Source organism: Pseudomonas sp. JBR1, from assembly GCF_028198185.1.
In the GTDB taxonomy this organism is placed as follows: Bacteria; Pseudomonadota; Gammaproteobacteria; order Pseudomonadales; family Pseudomonadaceae; genus Chryseomonas; species Chryseomonas oryzihabitans_E.
On record NZ_CP116340.1, the window covers coordinates 2,383,648 to 2,403,784 of the forward strand.

Annotated in this window: 22 protein-coding genes; 10 read left to right on the plus strand and 12 right to left on the minus strand. The window is 64.7% G+C overall.

Features of this window, described 5'->3' with window-relative positions:
• Positions 1-46: 46 nt before the first annotated feature.
• From PJ259_RS11035 to PJ259_RS11045, 3 genes are read left to right on the plus strand one after another with little or no spacing between them, the layout of a single operon-like run.
• Positions 47-1,240 (plus strand): DUF4350 domain-containing protein, encoded by a 1,194-nt coding sequence (locus PJ259_RS11035; protein WP_237140534.1) that lies wholly within the window; start codon positions 47-49, stop codon positions 1,238-1,240.
• Complete coding sequence (locus tag PJ259_RS11040; RefSeq protein WP_059315951.1) at positions 1,237-2,232, plus strand: AAA family ATPase; 996 nt, start codon at positions 1,237-1,239, stop codon at positions 2,230-2,232. The genes PJ259_RS11035 and PJ259_RS11040 overlap by 4 nt, the downstream gene beginning before the upstream one ends.
• The gene (locus PJ259_RS11045) at positions 2,229-3,041 is read left to right on the plus strand and encodes a hypothetical protein (protein WP_271655770.1); all 813 of its coding nucleotides are present in this window, start codon (positions 2,229-2,231) and stop codon (positions 3,039-3,041) included. Before PJ259_RS11040 ends, PJ259_RS11045 begins: the two co-directional genes overlap by 4 nt.
• Here PJ259_RS11045 and PJ259_RS11050 read toward each other — a convergent pair.
• Both PJ259_RS11050 and PJ259_RS11055 read right to left on the minus strand, forming a co-directional pair.
• Complete coding sequence (locus tag PJ259_RS11050; RefSeq protein ID WP_059316936.1) at positions 3,026-3,388, minus strand: PilZ domain-containing protein; 363 nt, start codon at positions 3,386-3,388, stop codon at positions 3,026-3,028. The two genes, PJ259_RS11045 and PJ259_RS11050, sit on opposite strands and share 16 nt — an antisense overlap.
• A 56-nt stretch (positions 3,389-3,444) precedes the next feature.
• Positions 3,445-3,831, minus strand: a complete 387-nt coding sequence (locus PJ259_RS11055) for a tetratricopeptide repeat protein (RefSeq protein ID WP_059315953.1) — start codon at positions 3,829-3,831, stop codon at positions 3,445-3,447.
• A gap of 338 nt (positions 3,832-4,169) precedes the next feature.
• Between PJ259_RS11055 and pyk the strand changes: the two genes are divergently transcribed.
• Positions 4,170-5,621 (plus strand): pyruvate kinase, encoded by a 1,452-nt coding sequence (gene pyk, locus PJ259_RS11060; RefSeq protein WP_059315954.1) that lies wholly within the window; start codon positions 4,170-4,172, stop codon positions 5,619-5,621.
• A 115-nt stretch (positions 5,622-5,736) separates the two neighbouring features.
• Here the strand turns inward: pyk and PJ259_RS11065 are convergent, their stop codons facing one another.
• Entirely contained in the window at positions 5,737-5,907 is a 171-nt protein-coding gene (locus PJ259_RS11065; RefSeq protein ID WP_271655771.1) for a hypothetical protein, read from the minus strand.
• Between the two features lie 124 nt (positions 5,908-6,031).
• Between PJ259_RS11065 and PJ259_RS11070 the strand changes: the two genes are divergently transcribed.
• Entirely contained in the window at positions 6,032-8,647 is a 2,616-nt protein-coding gene (locus PJ259_RS11070; protein ID WP_271655772.1) for a DEAD/DEAH box helicase, read from the plus strand.
• An 87-nt stretch (positions 8,648-8,734) separates the two neighbouring features.
• Here PJ259_RS11070 and PJ259_RS11075 read toward each other — a convergent pair whose 3' ends face one another.
• Positions 8,735-9,202 (minus strand): phosphate-starvation-inducible protein PsiE, encoded by a 468-nt coding sequence (locus tag PJ259_RS11075; protein WP_059315956.1) that lies wholly within the window; start codon positions 9,200-9,202, stop codon positions 8,735-8,737.
• A 319-nt stretch (positions 9,203-9,521) separates the two neighbouring features.
• Here PJ259_RS11075 and PJ259_RS11080 point away from each other — a divergent pair, with 319 nt between their 5' ends.
• Complete coding sequence (locus tag PJ259_RS11080; protein ID WP_271655773.1) at positions 9,522-10,328, plus strand: SirB1 family protein; 807 nt, start codon at positions 9,522-9,524, stop codon at positions 10,326-10,328.
• A gap of 30 nt (positions 10,329-10,358) precedes the next feature.
• Here the strand turns inward: PJ259_RS11080 and PJ259_RS11085 are convergent, their stop codons facing one another.
• From PJ259_RS11085 to PJ259_RS11095, 3 genes are all read right to left on the minus strand, one after another.
• Complete coding sequence (locus tag PJ259_RS11085) at positions 10,359-11,048, minus strand: LrgB family protein (RefSeq protein ID WP_271655774.1); 690 nt, start codon at positions 11,046-11,048, stop codon at positions 10,359-10,361.
• Positions 11,041-11,424 (minus strand): CidA/LrgA family protein, encoded by a 384-nt coding sequence (locus tag PJ259_RS11090; RefSeq protein ID WP_059315959.1) that lies wholly within the window; start codon positions 11,422-11,424, stop codon positions 11,041-11,043. Before PJ259_RS11090 ends, PJ259_RS11085 begins: the two co-directional genes overlap by 8 nt.
• 112 nt (positions 11,425-11,536) lie before the next feature.
• The gene (locus tag PJ259_RS11095) at positions 11,537-11,986 is read right to left on the minus strand and encodes a flavodoxin (RefSeq protein ID WP_059315960.1); all 450 of its coding nucleotides are present in this window, start codon (positions 11,984-11,986) and stop codon (positions 11,537-11,539) included.
• Between the two features lie 220 nt (positions 11,987-12,206).
• Between PJ259_RS11095 and PJ259_RS11100 the strand changes: the two genes are divergently transcribed.
• From PJ259_RS11100 to PJ259_RS11115, 4 genes are all read left to right on the plus strand, one after another.
• The gene (locus tag PJ259_RS11100; RefSeq protein ID WP_271655775.1) at positions 12,207-12,767 is read left to right on the plus strand and encodes an antibiotic biosynthesis monooxygenase; all 561 of its coding nucleotides are present in this window, start codon (positions 12,207-12,209) and stop codon (positions 12,765-12,767) included.
• A gap of 93 nt (positions 12,768-12,860) precedes the next feature.
• Positions 12,861-13,559, plus strand: a complete 699-nt coding sequence (folM, locus tag PJ259_RS11105; RefSeq protein ID WP_271655776.1) for a dihydromonapterin reductase — start codon at positions 12,861-12,863, stop codon at positions 13,557-13,559.
• A 15-nt stretch (positions 13,560-13,574) separates the two neighbouring features.
• Positions 13,575-13,868 carry a DUF1244 domain-containing protein gene (locus tag PJ259_RS11110; RefSeq protein ID WP_059315963.1) on the plus strand — a complete coding sequence of 98 codons (294 nt, stop codon included), beginning with the start codon at positions 13,575-13,577 and terminating at the stop codon, positions 13,866-13,868.
• On the plus strand, positions 13,865-14,203 hold the full coding sequence (locus PJ259_RS11115) for a HopJ type III effector protein (protein ID WP_271655777.1): 339 nt from the start codon (positions 13,865-13,867) through the stop codon (positions 14,201-14,203). Before PJ259_RS11110 ends, PJ259_RS11115 begins: the two co-directional genes overlap by 4 nt.
• Positions 14,204-14,262: 59 nt before the next feature.
• Here the strand turns inward: PJ259_RS11115 and lpxC are convergent, their stop codons facing one another.
• The 5 genes from lpxC to murC form a co-directional block, all read right to left on the minus strand.
• The gene (gene lpxC, locus PJ259_RS11120) at positions 14,263-15,177 is read right to left on the minus strand and encodes a UDP-3-O-acyl-N-acetylglucosamine deacetylase (protein ID WP_059315965.1); all 915 of its coding nucleotides are present in this window, start codon (positions 15,175-15,177) and stop codon (positions 14,263-14,265) included.
• A 109-nt stretch (positions 15,178-15,286) separates the two neighbouring features.
• Positions 15,287-16,468: a cell division protein FtsZ gene (ftsZ, locus tag PJ259_RS11125; protein WP_271655778.1), complete on the minus strand. Its 1,182-nt coding sequence runs from the start codon at positions 16,466-16,468 to the stop codon at positions 15,287-15,289.
• A gap of 54 nt (positions 16,469-16,522) precedes the next feature.
• Positions 16,523-17,767, minus strand: coding sequence for a cell division protein FtsA (gene ftsA, locus PJ259_RS11130; RefSeq protein ID WP_007162051.1), 1,245 nt, complete (start codon positions 17,765-17,767; stop codon positions 16,523-16,525).
• A gap of 16 nt (positions 17,768-17,783) precedes the next feature.
• Positions 17,784-18,638, minus strand: coding sequence for a cell division protein FtsQ/DivIB (locus PJ259_RS11135; protein ID WP_059315967.1), 855 nt, complete (start codon positions 18,636-18,638; stop codon positions 17,784-17,786).
• Between the two features lie 65 nt (positions 18,639-18,703).
• The gene (gene murC / locus PJ259_RS11140; RefSeq protein ID WP_217265999.1) at positions 18,704-20,119 is read right to left on the minus strand and encodes a UDP-N-acetylmuramate--L-alanine ligase; all 1,416 of its coding nucleotides are present in this window, start codon (positions 20,117-20,119) and stop codon (positions 18,704-18,706) included.
• Positions 20,120-20,137: the final 18 nt, after the last annotated feature.

Here is a 20,137-nt window from a genome sequence, read left to right on the forward strand (position 1 = left end):
CGCACCCGCTAGGCTCTGGACTTATCCCCCTGTATTGCCACCACCCATGCGTTCAGTCGATCGGCTCTCCCTTCGCGCCAGATGCCGATTCATCGGTAGCCGCCTGAGCGTCGCGTTGTGGGCGCTGACGCTGTCCGCTGCCTGCCTCGCCCAACAGCCGCCCCTGTCCTGCCCGCTACCGCCACAGGCCGACAGCGGACCGGCCAGCCTGCGACTCATCCATCAGGCAGTCGACAGCCGCACCGCCCGCCAACTCGCCACCCAGCTCGCCGCAGCGAACGCGACCGATGCCGACCCGCTGTCCCTGGCGGCGGCCTATCTAAGCCACTTCGGTAGCCTGGTCCGGCGCAGCCGTCCCGAGCAGCTCGCCGAACTCCCAATGAGCGGGGGCGTGCGACTCTGGCTGGCCGGCAATCCACCGCTGTCGGAACAGGATGCCGAAAGGCTGCTGGACTGGGTCGCGTCGGGAGGGCGGCTGGTGGCCATTGCCGATGACAGCACCCTTGCCCTGACGGCGACCCTGGGCGTGCGCCCCATGCCGACCCGGGAGCTGAGTGGCGCCGCCCAGCCGATCATGGCGCTGCCACTCTGGCCCAATCTGACCCAGCTCTACCTGGCCGAGGACGATGCCCCTGCCTACCTGGGCTTCGACGACAGTCGTCATCTGTTCGATGTCGGCGATCAGGCGGTGGCCTGGGCGAGCAGCGCCAGCGCCACCCATCTGCTGCTGCTGCCCTGGGGCGACGGCAGCGTCACCCTGCTGTCGGATACCGAGCTCTGGAGCAACGCCCGGCTCCCTCAGTACGACAATGCCTGGTTGCTGTGGTACCTGACCCAAGGCGCGCCGGTGACCCTCGTTGCCCCGGCACCGCCCGTCCCCCTCTGGCTCGAAGTCCTGCAACGCGGCGGCCTGGCAGTCGTGCTACTGGGTCTGGCGCTGGCCTTCTGGTGGCGACAGCGGGAGACCCACCCTGCAGGGCGCGGGGCGGAGCTGATCAGCGTCCTGCAACGCGATATCCAGCGCGAGGTACAACGCCGCCGCCCGGAACTCGCCGACCAGGGGGTGGCCGAGCGCTGGCAATATCTCGCCCGCCTGAGCGGCCTGAGCACCCGGGTAGTGGGCGAAGCGATGCGTCCCAGCCCTGCGCGCCTATCCGGTCGAGACTTCACCCGCCGTGTCGCTCAGTTGCGCCACCTGCGCCTGGCCGTGCGTCCCACCGTTCTTGAGGAATCCCGATGACCGACACCTCCCCTTCCGACGCTGCCCCGGCGGACGCTGGCGAAACGGGCGTCAAGGCCCGCGCCCTGACCCGCCTGCAGGCCCTGCGCCAGGCCCTGCTCAAGGTGCTGCCGCAGCAGGATGCCGCCGTGGACGGATTGCTCGCCACCCTGCTGGCCGGCGGTCATCTGCTGCTGGAAGGCCCGACCGGGGCCGGCAAGACCCTCCTGGCCCGGACCCTGGCTGCCAGCCTGGAGGCCGGCTTCGCCCGATTGCATTGTCATCCCGCACAGAATCCGGCCGACGTGGCGGGCGAAATCGTCATGGACAGTGGCAGCGACAGCGCCCGTCTGCGCCGCGGACCGCTGTTCAACTCCCTGGTGCTGATCGAGGACCTGCACCGCGCGCCGGCCCCGGTCCTCACTCTGCTGGACGATGCCCTGCAGGGCCGCCAGCTGAGCCTGGAAGGCCGCCAGGTGCCTCTGCCCACGCCCTTCATGGTGATTGCCACCCGCGCGCCGGGCAGCGACCTGCCCCTGGCAATACGCGATCGCTTCCTGGTGCAACTGCGCCTGGAGTGGCCGGCCGAGCCTCAGGAGCTCGCCGCCTTGCGCCAGGCCGTACAACTGGGCCACGCCGATCCCTTGGAGGCGGCGGCCCTGCGCCCTCTGCTGCAAGCGCGGGACTTGCCAGCCCTGCAGCGCCTGGTAGCAGCCCTGCCGATAGCGGAGCCGGTGCTGGAGCATGCCTTGCGTCTGGTGCGCCTCACCCGGGAATGGCCAGCTTTCGAGCAGGGCGCCGGACCGCGGGCGGCGCAAGCACTGCTGCGTCTCGCCCAGGCCCAGGCCTTCCTGCGGGGCGGCGACAGCGTCGCCGCCGAGGATGTACGTACGCTGCTGCCCGCCGTGCTGCGGCCACGCCTGCGGCTGACGCCGGAGCGGGAATTCGAGGGTGACAGCCTCGACGGCCAGATCCTCAAATTGCTGGGACAGTGTCCGGCGCCGCGTCCATGATCGCGCGTCGCCACCTCCCGCTGGCGCTGGCCAGCCTGGCCCTGATCAGCCTGATCCTCGGTCTGGCCGCGCCACCGTCGTGGCAGGGACTGCCCGCGGCAGGCGCGGGACTGCTCCTGGCCGTTGCCTTGCTGGAGCGCCTGCGCCCACGCTGGCGAGGGCTAGGCCTCTGGCAACGTCCGCCGGCATGTCCTAGCCTGACCCAGGCACGGCGCCGCTCTAACACCACCCTGCACCTGCTGATCGCGAATCAGGCCCCGCACGGACAGACCGCCTGGCAAAGCGACCGCGACCAGGCCCTGGGCTTCTGGCAGAGTCTCGCGGCCAGTGGCAACGAGGTGCGCCTCTACGGCTTCGATCCCGAATTGCGCCTCGTCGCGGCGGCTACGCCAACCCGCGCACTGGACTCATCGGTCACCCTCGACCCTGCCTCGGGCCCGGCGGGCGATCTCAAGGCAGCACTGGCACGACTCTGCAGCCAGGCGCGAGCCGGCAGTATCCTGGTGGTGGTGGCACCACTGGAAGAAAGCACGGTGGACTGGCTTGCCCGGCTGGATCTGCAGCGACGCGGCCTGGCGCTCTGGCTGGTCGGCACCTCGCTGCGGCAAGTGGCGGAGCCCGGCGAGATTCGCGATTGGCGTAGCGCCTGGCGCTATGCCGAGGCCTGGCAGGCGCAGATCCGCAGTGAGCGACTGGCCGCGCGGCTAGGTAGACGGGGGATCCGCTGGCTAGCGGCCAGCGAAACGGCGGATCTGCACATCCGCCTGCTGCGACTCTGGGAAGACGACGGCCTTCAGATCGCCGACTGAGACAGGCGGCCGAAGGTGAAATAGTGCTGCAGCACGCCGATCAGTTCGGCGAATTCGGCCGGCGGCTCGGCGACGCTGAAGCCGGAATCGTAGTTGCCCGGGGTCACGTCTTCGTTGCTCCACTGGCAGCGAGCGTCGAAATCGACGAAGTGCAGCTGCCCATCCTGGCCTGGAATCTTCAGCCGAAGTTCGAAACTCGCGTTCACCAGCATGGGCAGCTGACTGATCATCAGGAGCCCTTCCCGGGAGATGTTGCCGATATAGCCCATGGGCTTGTCGGTGAAACGGTTGAACACCTTCAGGTAGTAGGGCAACTGATGGCGTTCGATACGACGATTCTGAGTCATGGTGCGATTCATCCTGCACACGGTAAAGCCACTTTACCGACAACGTCCTGGAAAGCTCAGCGCTGCGGTAGGTTTCGCACCGGTTGGGGCGTCGCAACGGCCGTTCCGCCATCTAGCCCCATTTGGCGCAGGGTGTCCAGTCGGGCCTGGGCCCGAAAGGCGTATTCACTGGCCGGATAGCGGGCCTGGATGAAACGATAGGTCTGGGCGGCGTCGCCGTACAGCTGCTGCTGCTCCAGGCACTGACCACGCAGCATGGACATCTCCGGCTGCAGCCAGGGCCGCGCCCGCCCCTTGCGCTCGGCCTGGGAGATCTGCAGCAGAGCGTTGGTGCAGTCGCCTTCGGCATAGGATTTGTAGGCGGCATCGAGATAGGAATTCATCGAAACGCTGGTACAGCCGGTGAGGCCGAGCAGCAGGAACAGGCAGAGATAAGGGCGCATGGAAAGTCCTCCTGTTCGCTAGATCGGCGCCGAGGCCAGCTTCTTGAGGCCAAACGACCATTGGTGTGACGAACCTGTAAAAAGCCGTCATGTGCTGGCCACTCGACGGCGCTACAATGAAGCGCGCTCCGTGTTCTACGTCGACTCGTCGCCGAGGACCTGTTCACCATCTCGCGAGCTAGAGGCAAACAAAGTGAAAATGCTTGAGGAAGCGAGTTTACGAAGGGTAAATGAGCACTCCGAGGGCATTTTCAACGTCGTTTGGCCGACGCGCAGCAGATCGTGAACAGCTTCTGAGGTGTCGACTCATGATTGCAATCCGCTAAAGGAAAGACTGCATGATTTATCGCCGTACCAAGATCGTCGCCACCCTAGGCCCGGCCAGCAATTCTCCGGAAGTCCTCGAGCAGCTCATCATCGCCGGCATCGACGTCGCCCGCCTGAACTTCTCGCATGGAACGCCCGACGAGCACCGTGCCCGTGGTCAGCTGGTACGGGATCTCGCCGCCAAGCACGGTCGTCACGTCGCCCTGCTCGGCGATCTCCAGGGTCCGAAGATCCGTATCGCCAAGTTCGTCAACAAGCGCATCGAACTCAAGGTCGGCGATCCCTTCCGCCTGTCCATCGCCCATCCCCGCACCGAAGGCACCGAAGAAGTGGTCGGCATCGACTACCCGGGCCTGGTCACCGACTGCCGCGTGGGTGACGAACTGCTGCTGGACGATGGCCGTGTGGTCCTGCGCGTAGAAGGCATGACCGCTACCGAACTGCACTGCACCACCTTGATCGGCGGCCCACTGTCCGATCACAAAGGCATCAACCGACGCGGTGGTGGCCTCACGGCGCCGGCACTGACCGACAAGGACCGCGAAGACATCAAGCTGGCTGCCTCCATGGAGGTCGACTACCTGGCCGTGTCCTTCCCGCGTGACGCCGAAGACATGAACGAAGCCCGGCGCCTGATGGAAGCCGCCGGCGGCAAGTCCTGGCTGGTGGCCAAGATCGAACGCGCCGAAGCCGTGGCCTGCGACGAAGCCCTGGACGGCCTCATCCATGCCAGCGACGCCGTGATGGTGGCCCGGGGTGATCTAGGTGTGGAAATCGGCGACGCCGAGCTGGTCGGCATCCAGAAGCGCATCATTTCCCACGCCCGTCGCCTCAACAAGGCAGTGATCACCGCGACCCAGATGATGGAATCGATGATCAGCAGCCCGATGCCGACCCGTGCGGAAGTCTCCGACGTAGCCAACGCCGTGCTGGATAACACCGACGCCGTGATGCTGTCCGCCGAGAGCGCCGCCGGCCAATACCCGGTGGAAGCGGTCAAGGCCATGGCGCGCGTCTGCGTCGGCGCCGAGAAGCAGCCCACCAGCAAGCTGTCCAGCCACCGCCTGGGCCAGACCTTCACCCGTTGGGACGAGAGTATCGCGCTGGCCTCCATCTACGTGGCCAACCACTTCCCCGGCGTGAAGGCCATCATCAGCCTGACCGACACCGGCTACACCCCGCTGATCATGTCGCGCCTGCGCTCCTCGGTGCCGATCTTCTCCTTCGCGTCCAGCCGCGCCACCCAGGCCCGCACCGCGCTGTTCCGCAACGTGCACACCATCCCCTTCGACCCGACCACCATGCCGGCGAACAAGGTGAGCCAGGCGGCGGTGGACGAGCTGCTCAAGCGCGGTATCGTCGAGCACGGCGACTGGGTGATCCTGACCAAGGGCGACAGCTACACCAAGCGTGACGGCACCAACACCATGAAGATGTACCGCGTGGGCGACCTGCTGGTCTGATCCCGCCACCGGTACTCGACCGGTGCCAACGACGAAAGCCCCGAACAGGTGACTGCTCGGGGCTTTTTCATGGGTAGGGCTAAAGGTCGCCTGGGATCGGCAAGAGCTGGCAGGCCTAGAAACCGCCAAAGGCGAGGTAGGCAAGGTGCAGGGCGGCTGCGCCCAGCACGCCCAGGCTGCAGACGATAAGGATGCAGCGCTGCAACGAGCGCAATCGCCCTTCTCGCCGGGCCTGCAGGCGGCTGGCCGTGATCAGGGCTACGCTGGCTAACGGTTGTTCACGCATCGTCCCACTCCTCACCCCATTAAATGCACTATATTCTCATTCTCACATAGATCAAGGGAGTCCGACGAGCGTCCGGCCGACTGTGGCAGAATAGCCGGTTTGGTGCGAACAGCCTGGGTGAACGATGGCGTTACGTTTCGAACGGCTCAAGTGGCAGGACTGGAAAGGCGCCTTCACGGAGCGCAACTACGAGCGCGGCCGGCGGCTGGCGCTGGATGGGCTGGTGCACCTGCGCTCGGCGGTCAAGGGCCAGCTCTATGCGGAGTGCAGCAGCCCAGCGGGGCCTGCCTATCGCCAGGCGATCAGCCTGCGCCCGGGTGAGACCGCCTGGCGCGTCGACGCTCGCTGTACCTGTCCGGTCGGCCGCAATTGCAAGCACGCGGCTGCCGCCCTCATCGAACTCGAACGGCTGCAGCGCAGCGAGGCCGAACTGCCGGCCACGCCGGTGGCCAATCCGGAGTTACCGCAACCGGTACTGACCCTCGGCAGCCATACCCAGATCGATTACGACCGCCATATCGGCAAGATGCGGCCCACGGTGCGCCATCGCGCCGCCCTGGCGTTCGCCTATGGCCCGCGGCGGCTGTTCGGCCCCCTGCCCCGCACCCCTGATTCCAGCTACCCCGCGCGCCAGCTGCAGGCGGAACAACGCTGGCGGCAGACGCTGCTTGACCATGGCCTGCGCCTGGCGACCCGGCGCAGCGCCGCGCTGCCAGACGACAGCGGCGAGATGTTCGAACTGCCCGACGACCCCGCCTGGCTCAGATTCGTGCAGCAGGTCATCCCCCGCCTGCGCGAGGCCGGCTGGCAGATCGAGGCTCACCCGGAATTCACCTTCGACCTGACGCCGGTAGAAGGCTGGTACGGCCATCTCCAAGAGGTGGAAGATCAGACCACCACCAGCGGTCTGTTCGACGTCGAACTGGGCATCCGCCTGGGCCAGCGCCGCGTCAGCCTGATTCCGTTGCTGATCGACGCCATTCGCCGCGAGCCTTCCCAATACGAGCCGGCGATGCTGGCCAAACGCGCCGACGACGAACCCGTCCTGCTGCGTATCGATCCACCACGCCTGGCGGGCCAGCAGGGCCGGGTGCAGCGGGTCGCCGTGCCCCTGGGCCGGCTCAAGCCAATCCTGCAGATCCTTGGCGAGCTCTATGCCACGGATCGCCTCACCAGCGAGCGGGCCCTGCGCCTGCCGCGCCTCGACGCCGCCCGCCTGGCGGAGCTGGATGAGCGCCTGCCGCTGGAATGGGAAGGCGGCGAACGCCTGAGAAGCTTTGCCGAGCGCCTGCGCAGCTATGCAGCCGAGCCGGTGGTCCTGCCCGACACCCTGCATGCCGAATTACGCCCCTATCAGCGCGAGGGCGTGGCCTGGCTGCAGGCGCTGCGGGAACTGGAAGTCGGCGGCATCCTGGCCGACGACATGGGCCTGGGCAAGACGTTGCAAACCCTGGCGCACATCCTCGTCGAACAGGCGGCAGGACGGCTGACCGCGCCGGCACTGATCGTCATGCCCACCAGCCTGATTCCCAACTGGCAGGACGAGATCGCCCGCTTCGCGCCTGGTCTGCGCGTACTGACCCTGCAAGGCAGCGCCCGCAGCAGTCGCTTCGACCGCATACCCGAACATGACGTGGTGCTTACCACCTACGCCCTGCTCCCCCGTGATGCCGAGCGCCTGGCCGACTATGACTTTCACCTGCAGGTACTGGACGAAGCCCAGTCGATCAAGAATGCCGCCACCAAGGCCGCTCAGGCGGCGCGACACCTGCGGGCCCGCCATCGCCTCTGCCTGACCGGTACGCCGCTGGAAAACCACCTGGGCGAACTCTGGTCGCAATTCCACTTCCTGATGCCCGGCTGGCTGGGGGACGAGAAAGGCTTCAAGCAGGCCTATCGCATCCCGGTGGAGCGCGAAGGTGATGTGCAGCGCCTGGCAGCGCTCAAGGCCCGGGTGCGGCCCTTCATGTTGCGCCGCACCAAGCAGCGGGTCGCCAGCGAATTGCCGCCCAAGACCGAGATCGTCCAGCTGGTCGAACTGAGCACGGCGCAACGCGAGCGCTACGAAGACCTACGGCTGCTGCTGGACGAACGCGTCCGCGCCGAGATCGCCCGTCAGGGGATCGGCCGCAGCCAGCTGCTGATCCTCGATGCCCTGCTGCGCCTGCGCCAGGTCTGCTGCGATCTGCGGCTGGTGCCCAACGAAGACGACAGCGTGGCCAAGCCCTCGGCGAAGCTGGCAGCCCTGAACGAAAGGCTCGACGCCCTGCTTCCGGGGGGCAGCCGCGTGCTGGTGTTCTCCCAATTCACCAGCATGCTCGACCTCATCGCTGCTGATCTCGACCAGCGCGGCATCGAGTACGTCACCCTGACCGGCGAGACCCGCGATCGGCGCACCCCGGTGCAGCGTTTCCAGAATGGCGAGGTACCGGTGTTCCTGCTCAGTCTCAAGGCGGGTGGCAGCGGTCTCAACCTGACCGCTGCCGACACGGTGATCCACTTCGATCCCTGGTGGAATCCGGCGGCCGAGCAGCAGGCCAGCGACCGTGCCTATCGGATCGGTCAGGATCGCCCGGTGTTCGTCTACAAGCTGATCGCCCGTGGCACCCTGGAAGAACGCATCCAGCAGCTACAGCAGGAAAAGGCGCGTCTCAGCGCCGGCATCCTCAGCGAGAACAGCGGCGACTGGCGCCTGACCGAAAGCGATCTGGCCCAGCTGCTGGCGCCGCTGGACCGCTAGGCTTCAGCCGGTTGGTCGTTCTGACGGCGCGGTACCTGGCTTGGCCAGCCGCGTCGCCAACGGCGAAGCGGATAGGTGCTGCGCACGCTACTTGTCGCCCTCGCCCACCACATCGCCCGTCGCATCGAGCACCTTGCTGGAAGGAAACTTGTTCGAAGCGACCCTGACCGCCAGCACCGAAAGCGACAGCAGAAAGATCCCACCGCAGAGATACAGCAGGCCGATATCAGGCGGCCGATGGTGCGACACATCGCCGATCAGATAGCGGGTCAGGGCGGTGATGGCGATGTAGAGCAGAAACCGGATGGGCAGGTGATTGGTCTTGAAGTAGATGCCCACCATGGCACCCAGCTCCAGATAGATGAAGAGCAGGAGAATGTCATCGATGCTGGCCTGCCCCTTGTCGACCATACCCATGAAGGCCATCACCGAGGCCCAGGCCGTGGCTGCCCCGATGGCGAACAGACCAAAGTAGTGGAAACCTTCCACCATCAGGTTGCCGAGCGAATTCGCCCCGTCATGCATGCGTTTGCGGCTGCTATCGGCCCATTTCATATACGCTTACTCCATTCAGGCACTGGGACTACCAGGCCTGCTAGCCAGCAGATCGCGGAAAGGTGTGAACTGGCAACGTCAGGTCGCTCTTGAAGAGAATGCCGACCCGGACGACCCGGCGATGACGCGTCCAATGGCTTAGCCATTCGCTCAGGGATTCGCCCATGCTGGAATTCCCGTTCTCAAGGCTGCTCTGGCACCAGCTCGCTCTTATAGCGAGAAGCCGGACGGTCGACCAGTGCGCGACTGTCGCAGACTGGACGGCCAGGCGCCGGCAGGCTAAAACCTGAGAGAAAGCCCAAAGGGCCTGGAGTCTATCTTGGAACCGCGTCTTTCTTGCCTCGCCTGCCTGGACCGGCCCGACCCTCGGCTGCTGGAAGCCGCGCTCTGGATCGCGGCTGAGCACCATCAGGAGGTCGATCCTCACGCCCTGCTGCATTCACTGGACGATCTGGCCCTGCACCTGCTCGCCACCCTGGATGGCGATGCCAGTCACTCCGAGCTTGCCCAAGAATTGTTACGACATTTGTGCGACGCCGGCTTTCGCGCGGCCGATTGGCCATTGAATCCGACCGCCGCCCTGCTCGACGAAGTCCTGACGCGCCGCCGCGGGCAGCCCCTATCGATCGCCCTGGTGGCACTGGAGCTGGCCCGGCGCTTGGAAATCGATCTGCAGGGCATCGGCTTTCCCGGCCATTTCCTGTTGCGCGTCCCGGGAGCGGATCACCTGCTCGAACCCTTCGGTGGGCGGCGCCTGTACATGAACGACTGCCGGCAGCTGCTGGTGGAGCAATTCGGCCCCGCCGCGCAACTGCAGGCGAGCTACCTGGCGCCACTGGGTCCGCGGCAGATGATGCAGCGGCTTTCGCGCAATCTGCGCGAATTGCATCGCCAGGGCGAGCAACCGTTGGCAGCGCTCAAGGATGCCCAGCGGGTCATTGAACTGGGGGCGGTAGGTGTCATCGATCACCTGGCGCGCGCCGATCTATATCGGCAACTAGAGTGCCCCCAGGCCGAGCGCTACGACCTGCAGCACGCCCTGCTGATCAGCGAAGACGAAACCGAAAGGGAGCAGGTGCGGCGGCGCCTGGAACAGCTCGGCGCGCCTTCCGCCACGCTGCACTAGGTTCCGCACGAAACGTCATCGACATCCGACCTAACCGCGCAGCAACCAGAGCACCAGCTGGGCCCCCAGCAGATTGCTCAGACCCGCCAGCACCATGACCAGCCCGGCCACGGTGCCCTCTTCCAGACCAACCTCGTAGGCCTTGCTGGTGCCCACGCCATGGGCGCCCATGCCGAACAGGGCGCCGCGGGCCAGCGCCGACTTGAGTGGCAACAGCTTGATCAGCAGGCTACCGAGGATGGCGCCACCCAGCCCGGTGATCATCACGAAGGCCGCGGTCAATTCGGGGACGCCGCCCACGGTGGCGGACATCGGCATGGCGAAGGGGGTGCTGATGGAGCGCGGCAGCATGGACAGCAGCACCCGGTCGTCCAGCAGCAGCAGCCGGGCCAGCAACCAGGAGCTGCCGATGGCCACGCCACTACCCACGCAGAGTCCGGCCAGCAGCGCCTGCCAGTAACGCGCCAGGAGCCGGCGCTGTTGCCAGATCGGCACCGCGAAGGCCACCGTCGCCGGTCCCAGCAGGGTGATCAGCCAACGGCTGTAGTGGGCATACTCGGCATAGCTCACCTGCTGCCAGAGCGTGGCGGCATAGAGCAGCACCGTGACGAAGATGATCGGACTGACCACATACCAGCGCAGACGCGCATAGAGCAGGCGGCTCACCACGTACCCGGCCACCGTCAGCAACAGCCAGAAGAGCCCGGGCAGATCAAGCATCGCGACGCCCCCGACGGCGGAACATCCAGTCCACGGTATAGGCGGTGGCGACCATGGTCAGTACGGTACTGAGCAGAATCGCCAGCAGAATGCGCACGCCCTCCTGCCGGAGCAGGGGGCCGTAATCGAGCAGACTCAGCAAGGCGGGAATGAAGAACAGCAGCATTTCGCCCAGCAGCAGGCGCACCCCATTCTGCAACCACTCGGGCTCGACGATGCGCGCGGCCAACAGCAACAGCAGCATGGCCAGACCTACTACACCGCCCGGTACCGGCAAGGCGAAGGAGGTCGCCAGCCAAGTACCGACGCCCCACAGCGCGCCCAATCCGCACAGCTCCAGAGCCAGGCGCAGATATCTATTCACCCAGGGCTCCATCTCAAATCATCATCAGGCGCTCAAGGATACCGAGGCTGAGGTGACGAGGACAGCCGACCGGGCCCAGCGGCGGGATCAGGGCGAGTAAAGCAGCTTTGCTCACTGGGCAAGATCAGCCCAGCGCGGCGATGACCTCGGCGATCCAGCCCTCGGCGTCTTCGTCCGGCGTCACCGTCTCGCTGGCATCGATGCGCAGCATGGGCAGCAACTCATGCAGTCCCAGCTCGGCGAACAGCTCCTGCATCAGCTCGCCACCGCCGCAATAGGTGTCGCCATAGCTGGAATCACCCAGCGCCAGCACGGCACCTGGCCGTCCCTGCCAGGGCGGCAGGCGATCGCGCAGCTGGAAGTACAGTGACTCCAGGTTGGCGGGCAGCTCGCCCATGCCCGTGGTGGAAGTGATGGCCAGCAGGGCCTCGGGCGCGAAGGCCTCCAGACTGGCGAGATCGGCATTCGGCTGGTGCCAGACCTCATGGCCCGCCGTGGCCAGACGCGCCTTCACCTGGCGCGCGATATCTTCCGCGGTGCCGTATACCGAGCCATTCAACAATGCGACTTTCATACAAACCTCTTGCGTGGAATCCCACCCAGTATGCCTGGCGCGACTGTCGTTGGCGCTCCGTCTGCGCCGCTGCTCCGCTGGCAACCACCGCTGCTGCCAAGGGTCTGAAGGCTTGTTATGCTAGCGCCGCCTGCTACCCCAGGCGTTTTCGCCACCTGCCCGCCTACCCGGCGGCGTGACGGCATCTGGCCTATCCGGCCTGATCGCCCGGAGTTAGAGCATGAATCAGCCTGTTACCCTCATGGTCGCGCGGCGCGTGGCGGCCGGCCAATACGACGCCTTTCTGGTCTGGTTGCGCGAAGGCGAAGCCCTGGCCACTGCCTATCCCGGCTATCTCGGTTCGGGTGTCCTGACCCCGCCACCGGGCGATAACCTGGTACAGATCATCTTTCGTTTCGCCTGCCCCCAGACCCTCGACGAGTGGGAACACTCGGACACGCGGCGCCTCTGGCTGGAGCGGGGCCAGGGACTGTTCGAAGCCCCCCAGGCACGCCGCGCCCAGGGCATGGACGACTGGTTCGGTGCCGGTATCCAGCCGCCACCGCGCTGGAAGCAGAGCATCGCCGTCTGGCTGGCGTTCTTTCCCATCTCGCTGCTGTTCAATGCCGCCTTCGGCGATCACCTCGCCCATCTGCCGTTGCTGCCGCGTATCCTGCTGAGCACCCTGATCCTCACCCCGGTCATGGTCTGCGTCTTCATTCCGCTGATTACCCGGGCGCTCAAGGGCTGGCTGCACAACGCCTCCTCGCGGACCAACGACTGGCGCAGCAGCGCCCGCTAGATCGCAAGGGATCGGCCTGCATCCTGACGAGCCGAATGCGTACAATGGCGGCCAGCCCTCTGGCCGCTTCGCTCATCAGGATCGGGTACCCTCATGTCCGCAACCCTTCCCCTTCTGGTCACCGGTGCCAATCGCCGCGTCGGTCTCGCCTTGACCCGCCGGCTACTGGCAGAAGGTCAGCCCGTCATCGCGGTCTACCGCGACGATCCGGGGCCCCTGCGCGACCTCGAAATCGAAGCCTATCAGGTCGATCTGGCGGAAGAGTCGCAGCGCGATCTCCTGCTGCAGCAGTTGCATGAACGCCACCGGGCATTGCGCGGTATCGTGCACAACGCCTCGGTCTGGGCCGAAGACAGCCTGGACAATCTACGCCTGCTCTATCGCCTGCACCTGGAAGCGCCCTACCACCTCAACCTGGGCCTGCAGGAGTTGCTGCTGGCTGCGCCGCGCGCCGACATCATACATATCGGTGACGACAGCGCGACCCGGGGCAGTCGCAATCACATCGGCTACGCCGCCACCAAGGCCGCCCTGCACAACCTGACCCTGTCCTTCGCCGAAGCCCTGGCGCCCACCGTTCGGGTCAACACCATCGCCCCAGGCCTGCTGATTTTCAAGGAAGGCGCAGACGAGGCCTATCGCCAGGCGACCCTGGACAAGGCGCTGCTGGATTTCGAACCCGGCGCCGAGCCTATCGTGGATACCGTGCTCTATCTGCTGTCGACCCAGTACGCGACCGGCAGCACCTTTACCGTCAACGGCGGGCGCCACCTGCGCCACGGCCGACGCTAGCAAGAGGAATCAGCCATGACCGAACAAGACCGCCTGGAACTGGAAGCCGCCGCCTTCCGTACCCTGGTCCAGCACCTGCGCAAGCGCACCGATGTCCAGAACATCGACCTGATGAACCTGTCCGGTTTCTGCCGCAACTGCCTGTCCAAATGGTACAAGGCCGCCGCGGATGACAAGGGCCTGGAGCTGAGTCTCGATGACGCCCGCGAAGCCGTCTATGGCATGCCCTATGCCGACTGGAAAGCCCAGCACCAGACCGAAGCCACGCCAGCTCAGGCAGCCGCCTTCCAGGAGCAGCAGAGCAAATGACCGACCTGTCCAGCTTTCGCGCCAGCCTGGCCAGTGGCGATCATACCTTCGCCGACACCCTGGCCTTTGTCACCGAGCACTACCACTACCAGCCTACCGCCTTTCGCAACGGTGACGTCGACAATGCCGCCGGCCAGAACGAAGGCTCCTGCAAGACCCTGGGGTTGGCCACACTCGAAGGCCTGAGCGATCAGGAAGCCCTGTTGGCCTTTGGCGAGCACTATCGCAGTGTGCTGCAGACGCCCGAGGGCAGCGACCACGCCAACATTCGCGCACTTCTCGCCAACGGCTTGGCCAAGGTGCACTTCCAGGGCGAACCCCTGAGTCGTCGCTAGGGTTTCTCGCGGCCATAAAAAAAGCCCTGCGGATGCAGGGCTTTTTTGTAGAACCGTGCTCAGACGGCAGCCGCGGGTCTCATATAGGAAATGGGTGCCAGACCGGAATCTTCGAAGGTGACCACTTCCCAGGCATCACGGTCGGCCAGCAGCGCACGCAGCAGACGATTGTTCATGGCGTGGCCGGACTTGTAGCCGCGGAACTCGCCGATGAGGCTCTTGCCGAGCAGATACAGGTCACCGATGGCATCGAGGATCTTGTGCTTCACGAACTCGTCTTCATAGCGAAGACCGTCTTCGTTCATCACACCCTTCTCGTCCACCACGATGGCGTTGTCCACGCTACCGCCCAGGGCCAGGTTGTGCGAGCGCAGGAATTCCAGATCGCGCATGAAGCCAAAGGTACGGGCACGACTGACTTCCTTGAGGAAGGAGGTGCTCGAAAAGTCCACCGAAGCTTTCTGGGTACGGTTGTTGACCACCGGGTGATCGAAATCTATTTCGAAGGTCACCTTGAAGCCATCGAAAGGCACAAAGGTGGCGCGCTTGTCACCGTCGACGACGGTCACTTCCCGCTTGATGCGAATGAACTGCTTGGGCGCTTCCTGTTCCTGCAGACCCGCGGACTGGATCAGGAACACGAAGGGGCCGGCGCTGCCGTCCATGATCGGTACTTCGACCGCGGACAGCTCGACGTAGGCATTGTCGATACCCAGACCGGCCATGGCCGACAGCAGGTGCTCAACGGTACCCACCTTGACACCGCTGTCACTGAACAGGTTGGTCGACATGGTGGTTTCACCCACGTTCTCGGCCCAGGCCGGGATTTCCACGACCGGATCGAGATCGGTGCGACGGAACACGATTCCCGTATCGACCGGAGCCGGCTTCAGGGTCAGGTAAACCTTCTCCCCCGAGTGCAGGCCTACGCCAGTGGCGCGAATGGTGTTCTTGAGGGTGCGTTGTCTAATCATGCCAGGGCCGCTCGGTCGCAGGGTGCGAATGGTGTTCAACGAAGTCGCGATGATAGCAGATGCGAAAATCGATGCCCACTAATCACACCCTGGCTTGTGATATACCCGATCAATCAGCCTGACGACGCAGGAAGGCCGGGATGTCCAGGTAATCCAGGTCGTCGTTGGGATTGACCTTGGTCGCCGCTGCCGAGCCGCCATGATTCTGGCTGCCACGACCGGAGCGCATCGAGGTCGGGTACTTGAGGTCGTCGTAGTTGACCGGACTCGCTTCCTGACGTGCAGCGGCCAAGGTCTGAGCGGTGTTGTCCACCACCTTGACCGGCTTCTCGATGCGCGCACCCAGGCCGGTGGCGACCACGGTGACATGCAGCTCGTCGCGCATTTCCGGATCGATCACCGCGCCGACCTTGACGGTGGCGTGCTCGGACGCGAAGTCCTCGATGATCTCACCCACGGCGGCGTATTCACCCAGGGACAGGTCTAGGCCGGCAGTGATGTTGACCAGGATGCCACGGGCGCCGTGGAGGTTGACGTCTTCCAGCAGCGGGTTGCGGATGGCCGCTTCGGTGGCTTCACGTGCACGGTTCGGACCGCTGGCGTGACCGGTACCCATCATGGCCATGCCCATCTCGCCCATCACGGTCTTGACGTCGGCGAAGTCGACGTTCATCAGGCCGGGACGCTGCATGATGTCGGAGATACCACGGACGGCGCCGGCGAGAACGTCGTCAGCCTTGGCGAAGGCAGCCAGCAGGCTGGCGTCCTTGCCCAGAATGGTCAGCAGCTTCTCGTTGGGGATGGTGATCAGCGAGTCGACGCATTCGGACAGGGAACGGATACCTTCGTCGGCGACCTGCATGCGCTTGCGGCCTTCGAAGGGGAAAGGACGGGTGACCACGGCAACGGTCAAGATACCCATTTCCTTGGCCACCTCGGCAATGATCGGCGCAGCACCGGTACCGGTGCCACCGCCCATGCCGGTGGTGATGAAGACCATGTCGGCGCCTTCGAGGACTTCGGCGATGCGCTCACGATCTTCCATGGCCGCCTGGCGGCCGATTTCCGGGTTGGTGCCAGCACCAAGACCCTTGGTGACACCCGGGCCGAGTTGCAGCACGGTACGGGATGTGACGTTCTTCAGGGCCTGGGCGTCGGTATTTGCACAGATGAATTCGACGCCTTCAACACCGCTTTTGACCATGTGGTTAACGGCGTTGCCACCGCCACCGCCCACGCCGATGACTTTGATCACGGCGCTTTGTGGAATGTTGTCTACGAGTTCGAACATGGTCCCCTCTCTTTCCTTTCGGATCTTCGCCTACTGCCGCGGTTTAATTGTGAATTACAAGTTGCCCTGGACCCAACGCTTCATGCGTTCCAGGACTGTGGATTTGGTTTCGCTGCTATATCCGCCAGAAACAACCGGCAGGGGATCGGTCTGCTTTTGCAAACCATAGAGCAACAGGCCGACGCCTGTGGAATAGATCGGGTTGCTGATTACATCAGTCAGACCCTTGACCGTCTGGGGCACCCCCAGGCGTACCGGCATATGGAAAATCTCTTCCGCCAGTTCGACCGCGCCTTCCATCTTCGCGGTACCACCGGTGAGTACGATCCCTGCGGGGATCAGATCCTCGTAACCACTGCGGCGCAGTTCCGCTTGCACCAGTGTGAATAGCTCATCGTAACGGGGCTCGACCACTTCCGCGAGGGCCTGACGCGACAATTCTCGCGGCGGACGATCACCCACGCTGGGGACCTTGATGGTTTCACCCGGGCCAGCCAGCTTTGCCAGGGCACAAGCATACCGAATCTTGATTTCTTCGGCATATTGCGTCGGGGTTCTCAAGGCCATGGCGATGTCATTTGTGACTTGGTCGCCAGCAATAGGTATCACCGCCGTATGGCGGATGGCGCCTTCGGTAAAGATGGCAATATCGGTAGTGCCGCCACCGATGTCCACCAGGCAAACGCCCAATTCCTTTTCATCATCTGTCAGCACCGAATAAGCCGAAGCCAGCTGCTCCAGAATGATGTCGTCAACTTCCAGTCCGCAGCGCCGTACGCACTTCTCGATGTTCTGCGCGGCATTGACGGCGCAGGTCACCACATGGACCTTGGCTTCCAGTCGGACGCCAGACATCCCCAGGGGCTCACGCACGCCTTCCTGGTTGTCGATCACATAGTCCTGGGCCAGGGTGTGCAACACGCGCTGATCGGCAGGAATGGCCACCGCCTGGGCGGCATCGAGTACCCGCTCGATGTCGGCGGGGCTCACTTCACGGTCGCGGATCGCCACGATGCCGTGGGAATTCAGACTGCGGATGTGATTGCCGGCAATGCCGACGAAGGCCGAATGGATTCGGCAACCGGCCATCAGCTGGGCTTCTTCGATGGCCCGCTGGATGGAGGCAACGGTGGATTCGATGTTGACCACCACGCCTTTCTTGAGCCCGCGCGACGGATGGGTGCCGATCCCGACGATCTCGATCTGACCATCGGAAGACACCTCGCCGACCAGAGCCACGACCTTGGAAGTGCCGATGTCGAGGCCGACGATCATCTTGCCGCTTTGCACGCTTGCCATAGTAAAAAACTTCTCCTCAATGCTTGGCCGGTTCGGTCACGGGGGTGGCAGCGATAGCGGGATCACGCCAGGCCACGGCCAGACCGTTCGGATAACGCAGATCGATCCGCGCGATATTGTCCATCTGTGCCTTGAGCACCTGATCGTACAGGCGCATGAAGCGCCGCATCTTTTCCACCAGCTGGTCGCGGCCGAACACCAGTTCCAGGCCCTGACCGGTGGTGAGGTACCAGCTGCCGCGCTCCTGCATTTCCAGGCGCGCCACGGTGTAACCGAGCGGCCGAAGCATTTGGCTGAACATCTGGTACTGCTGCATCACTTGCTGCTGGGCCCGCTTGGGGCCGTACAGTCGCGGTAGATTGTCATAGTTGGCCAGATCCTGTGGGGCAAAAGCCTCACCCTGGTTATTCAGCAGCGCCTCGTCACCCCAACGGGCGATGGGCATCTGCTCTTCCAGGCGGATGCTGATCTCGTCAGGCCAGACCCGACGCACCTCGGCATGGGCGATCCAGGGCATGGTTTCCAGTTCGTGGCGCATGTCGGCCAGGTCGACCTGGAAGAAGGTGGTACCCACGAAGGGAGCGATGCGCTGCTGCACCGCCCCCTGACTGATATAGGACAGATCGCCCTTGACGCTGACCTTGGCGATTGGCCGGTCGGCATAGGGCAACAGCTTCTGGGCCCCTTCGTAGGTGCCAAAGCCCAATCCCAGCAGCAGGAACGGCCAGAGGATGCGCTTGAGCAGGCCCAGGCTTGGGCGCGGCAGGCGCGTCGACAGCGGCTCTTCGGCGACCAGGCGACTGGCGCCCCGCTGCTCGACATTGCGCGAACGGCCGAAGCCGGGCTGGTTGTGACGTAGGGTGGCGACCAAGGTTCAGCCCTCCACGTGCGCGCCGGCAGCAGGAACTGCCAGCAATAGGTTGGATGGATGACGGCTCATGCCGAACTCCCGGCGGTCGCGGCGGTGGCGAACAGCGGGTGGTTGAGCAGTTGTGGCGCCAGCGCACCGATGTCGCCCGCGCCCTGGCACAGCAGGATGTCGCCTGGGCGCAGCAGCGGCTTGACCAGCGGGGCGATGTTGCTGCCACGCTCCACATAGATCGGATCGAGCTGGCCGCGCTGGCGAATGCTGTGGCAGAGCTGACGGCTGTCCGCCCCGGGGATCGGCTCTTCGCCGGCCGGATAGACTTCCATCAGCAGCAGGACGTTGGCATCGGCCAGGACCTGGACGAAGTCCTCGTAGAGATCTCGGGTGCGGCTGAAACGGTGGGGCTGATAGACCATCACCAGCCGGCGCTCGGGCCAGCCACCGCGTACGGCCTTGATCACCGCGGCGACTTCGCGCGGGTGGTGACCGTAGTCGTCGACCAGCATGACGCTGCCGCCAGCGACCGGCAGTTCGCCGTAGACCTGGAAGCGCCGCCCTACCCCTTGGAAGCCGGACAGACCATTGAGAATGGCCTCGTCGCTGACGCCTTCATCGGTGGCGATGGCGATGGTGGCCAGGGCGTTGAGCACATTGTGCACGCCCGGCATGTTGACCGAGACCGCCAGCGGCGCACGCCCCTCACGCAGGACGGTGAAATAGGTGCGCATGCCTTCCTGGCGGATATCCACGGCGCGTACGTCGGCGTCTTCGGCGGTGCCGTAGGTGACGGTGGGACGAGCGACCTGGGGAATGATCTCGCGCACCACCGGGTCGTCGACGCAGAGCACGGCCAGGCCATAGAACGGCAGGTTGTGCAGGAAATCGACGAAGGTGCGCTTGAGCCGATTGAAGTCACCTTCGTAGGTGCTCATGTGGTCGGCGTCGATGTTGGTGACCACGGCGACCATGGGCTGCAGGTGCAGGAAGCTGGCGTCGCTCTCATCGGCCTCGGCGACCAGATAACGGCTGGTGCCGAGCTGGGCGTTGGTGCCGGCGGCGTTCAGACGTCCCCCGATGACGAAGGTGGGATCCAGACCCTCAGCGGCGAACACCGAGGCGATCAGGCTGGTGGTGGTGGTCTTGCCATGGGTGCCGGCGACGGCGATGCCATGGCGATAGCGCATCAGCTCGGCGAGCATCTCGGCGCGAGGCACCACGGGAATGCGCTGTTCGAGGGCAGCGGACACCTCGGGATTGGATCTATTGATGGCGCTGGACACCACCAGCACATCGACCTGATCCAGGTTTTCCGCGCGATGGCCGATATAGATGCGCGCACCGAACTGCTGCAGACGTGCGGTGACCGCGGACTCCTTGAGGTCAGAGCCCGAGACTTCGTAACCCAGATTCAGCAGCACCTCGGCGATACCGCACATGCCGACGCCACCGATACCGACGAAATGGATGCGCCGAATGCTGCGCATGCGCCGAACCTCGGCCTG

What these genes read in the sequence shown, in the direction of transcription:
- PJ259_RS11095 (WP_059315960.1), bottom strand. Translation starts at nt 11,986, where the DNA reads ATGAAAGTCGCATTGTTGAATGGCTCGGTATACGGCACCGCGGAAGAT.
- PJ259_RS11040 (WP_059315951.1), top strand. Translation starts at nt 1,237, where the DNA reads ATGACCGACACCTCCCCTTCCGACGCTGCCCCGGCGGACGCTGGCGAA.
- PJ259_RS11065 (WP_271655771.1), bottom strand. Translation starts at nt 5,907, where the DNA reads ATGCGTGAACAACCGTTAGCCAGCGTAGCCCTGATCACGGCCAGCCGC.
- ftsZ (WP_271655778.1), bottom strand. Translation starts at nt 16,468, where the DNA reads ATGTTCGAACTCGTAGACAACATTCCACAAAGCGCCGTGATCAAAGTC.
- pyk (WP_059315954.1), top strand. Translation starts at nt 4,170, where the DNA reads ATGATTTATCGCCGTACCAAGATCGTCGCCACCCTAGGCCCGGCCAGC.
- PJ259_RS11115 (WP_271655777.1), top strand. Translation starts at nt 13,865, where the DNA reads ATGACCGACCTGTCCAGCTTTCGCGCCAGCCTGGCCAGTGGCGATCAT.
- PJ259_RS11090 (WP_059315959.1), bottom strand. Translation starts at nt 11,424, where the DNA reads ATGGAGCCCTGGGTGAATAGATATCTGCGCCTGGCTCTGGAGCTGTGC.
- ftsA (WP_007162051.1), bottom strand. Translation starts at nt 17,767, where the DNA reads ATGGCAAGCGTGCAAAGCGGCAAGATGATCGTCGGCCTCGACATCGGC.
- PJ259_RS11055 (WP_059315953.1), bottom strand. Translation starts at nt 3,831, where the DNA reads ATGCGCCCTTATCTCTGCCTGTTCCTGCTGCTCGGCCTCACCGGCTGT.
- folM (WP_271655776.1), top strand. Translation starts at nt 12,861, where the DNA reads ATGTCCGCAACCCTTCCCCTTCTGGTCACCGGTGCCAATCGCCGCGTC.
- PJ259_RS11070 (WP_271655772.1), top strand. Translation starts at nt 6,032, where the DNA reads ATGGCGTTACGTTTCGAACGGCTCAAGTGGCAGGACTGGAAAGGCGCC.
- PJ259_RS11050 (WP_059316936.1), bottom strand. Translation starts at nt 3,388, where the DNA reads ATGACTCAGAATCGTCGTATCGAACGCCATCAGTTGCCCTACTACCTG.
- PJ259_RS11085 (WP_271655774.1), bottom strand. Translation starts at nt 11,048, where the DNA reads ATGCTTGATCTGCCCGGGCTCTTCTGGCTGTTGCTGACGGTGGCCGGG.
- PJ259_RS11110 (WP_059315963.1), top strand. Translation starts at nt 13,575, where the DNA reads ATGACCGAACAAGACCGCCTGGAACTGGAAGCCGCCGCCTTCCGTACC.
- PJ259_RS11100 (WP_271655775.1), top strand. Translation starts at nt 12,207, where the DNA reads ATGAATCAGCCTGTTACCCTCATGGTCGCGCGGCGCGTGGCGGCCGGC.
- PJ259_RS11035 (WP_237140534.1), top strand. Translation starts at nt 47, where the DNA reads ATGCGTTCAGTCGATCGGCTCTCCCTTCGCGCCAGATGCCGATTCATC.
- PJ259_RS11045 (WP_271655770.1), top strand. Translation starts at nt 2,229, where the DNA reads ATGATCGCGCGTCGCCACCTCCCGCTGGCGCTGGCCAGCCTGGCCCTG.
- murC (WP_217265999.1), bottom strand. Translation starts at nt 20,119, where the DNA reads ATGCGCAGCATTCGGCGCATCCATTTCGTCGGTATCGGTGGCGTCGGC.
- lpxC (WP_059315965.1), bottom strand. Translation starts at nt 15,177, where the DNA reads ATGATTAGACAACGCACCCTCAAGAACACCATTCGCGCCACTGGCGTA.
- PJ259_RS11075 (WP_059315956.1), bottom strand. Translation starts at nt 9,202, where the DNA reads ATGAAATGGGCCGATAGCAGCCGCAAACGCATGCATGACGGGGCGAAT.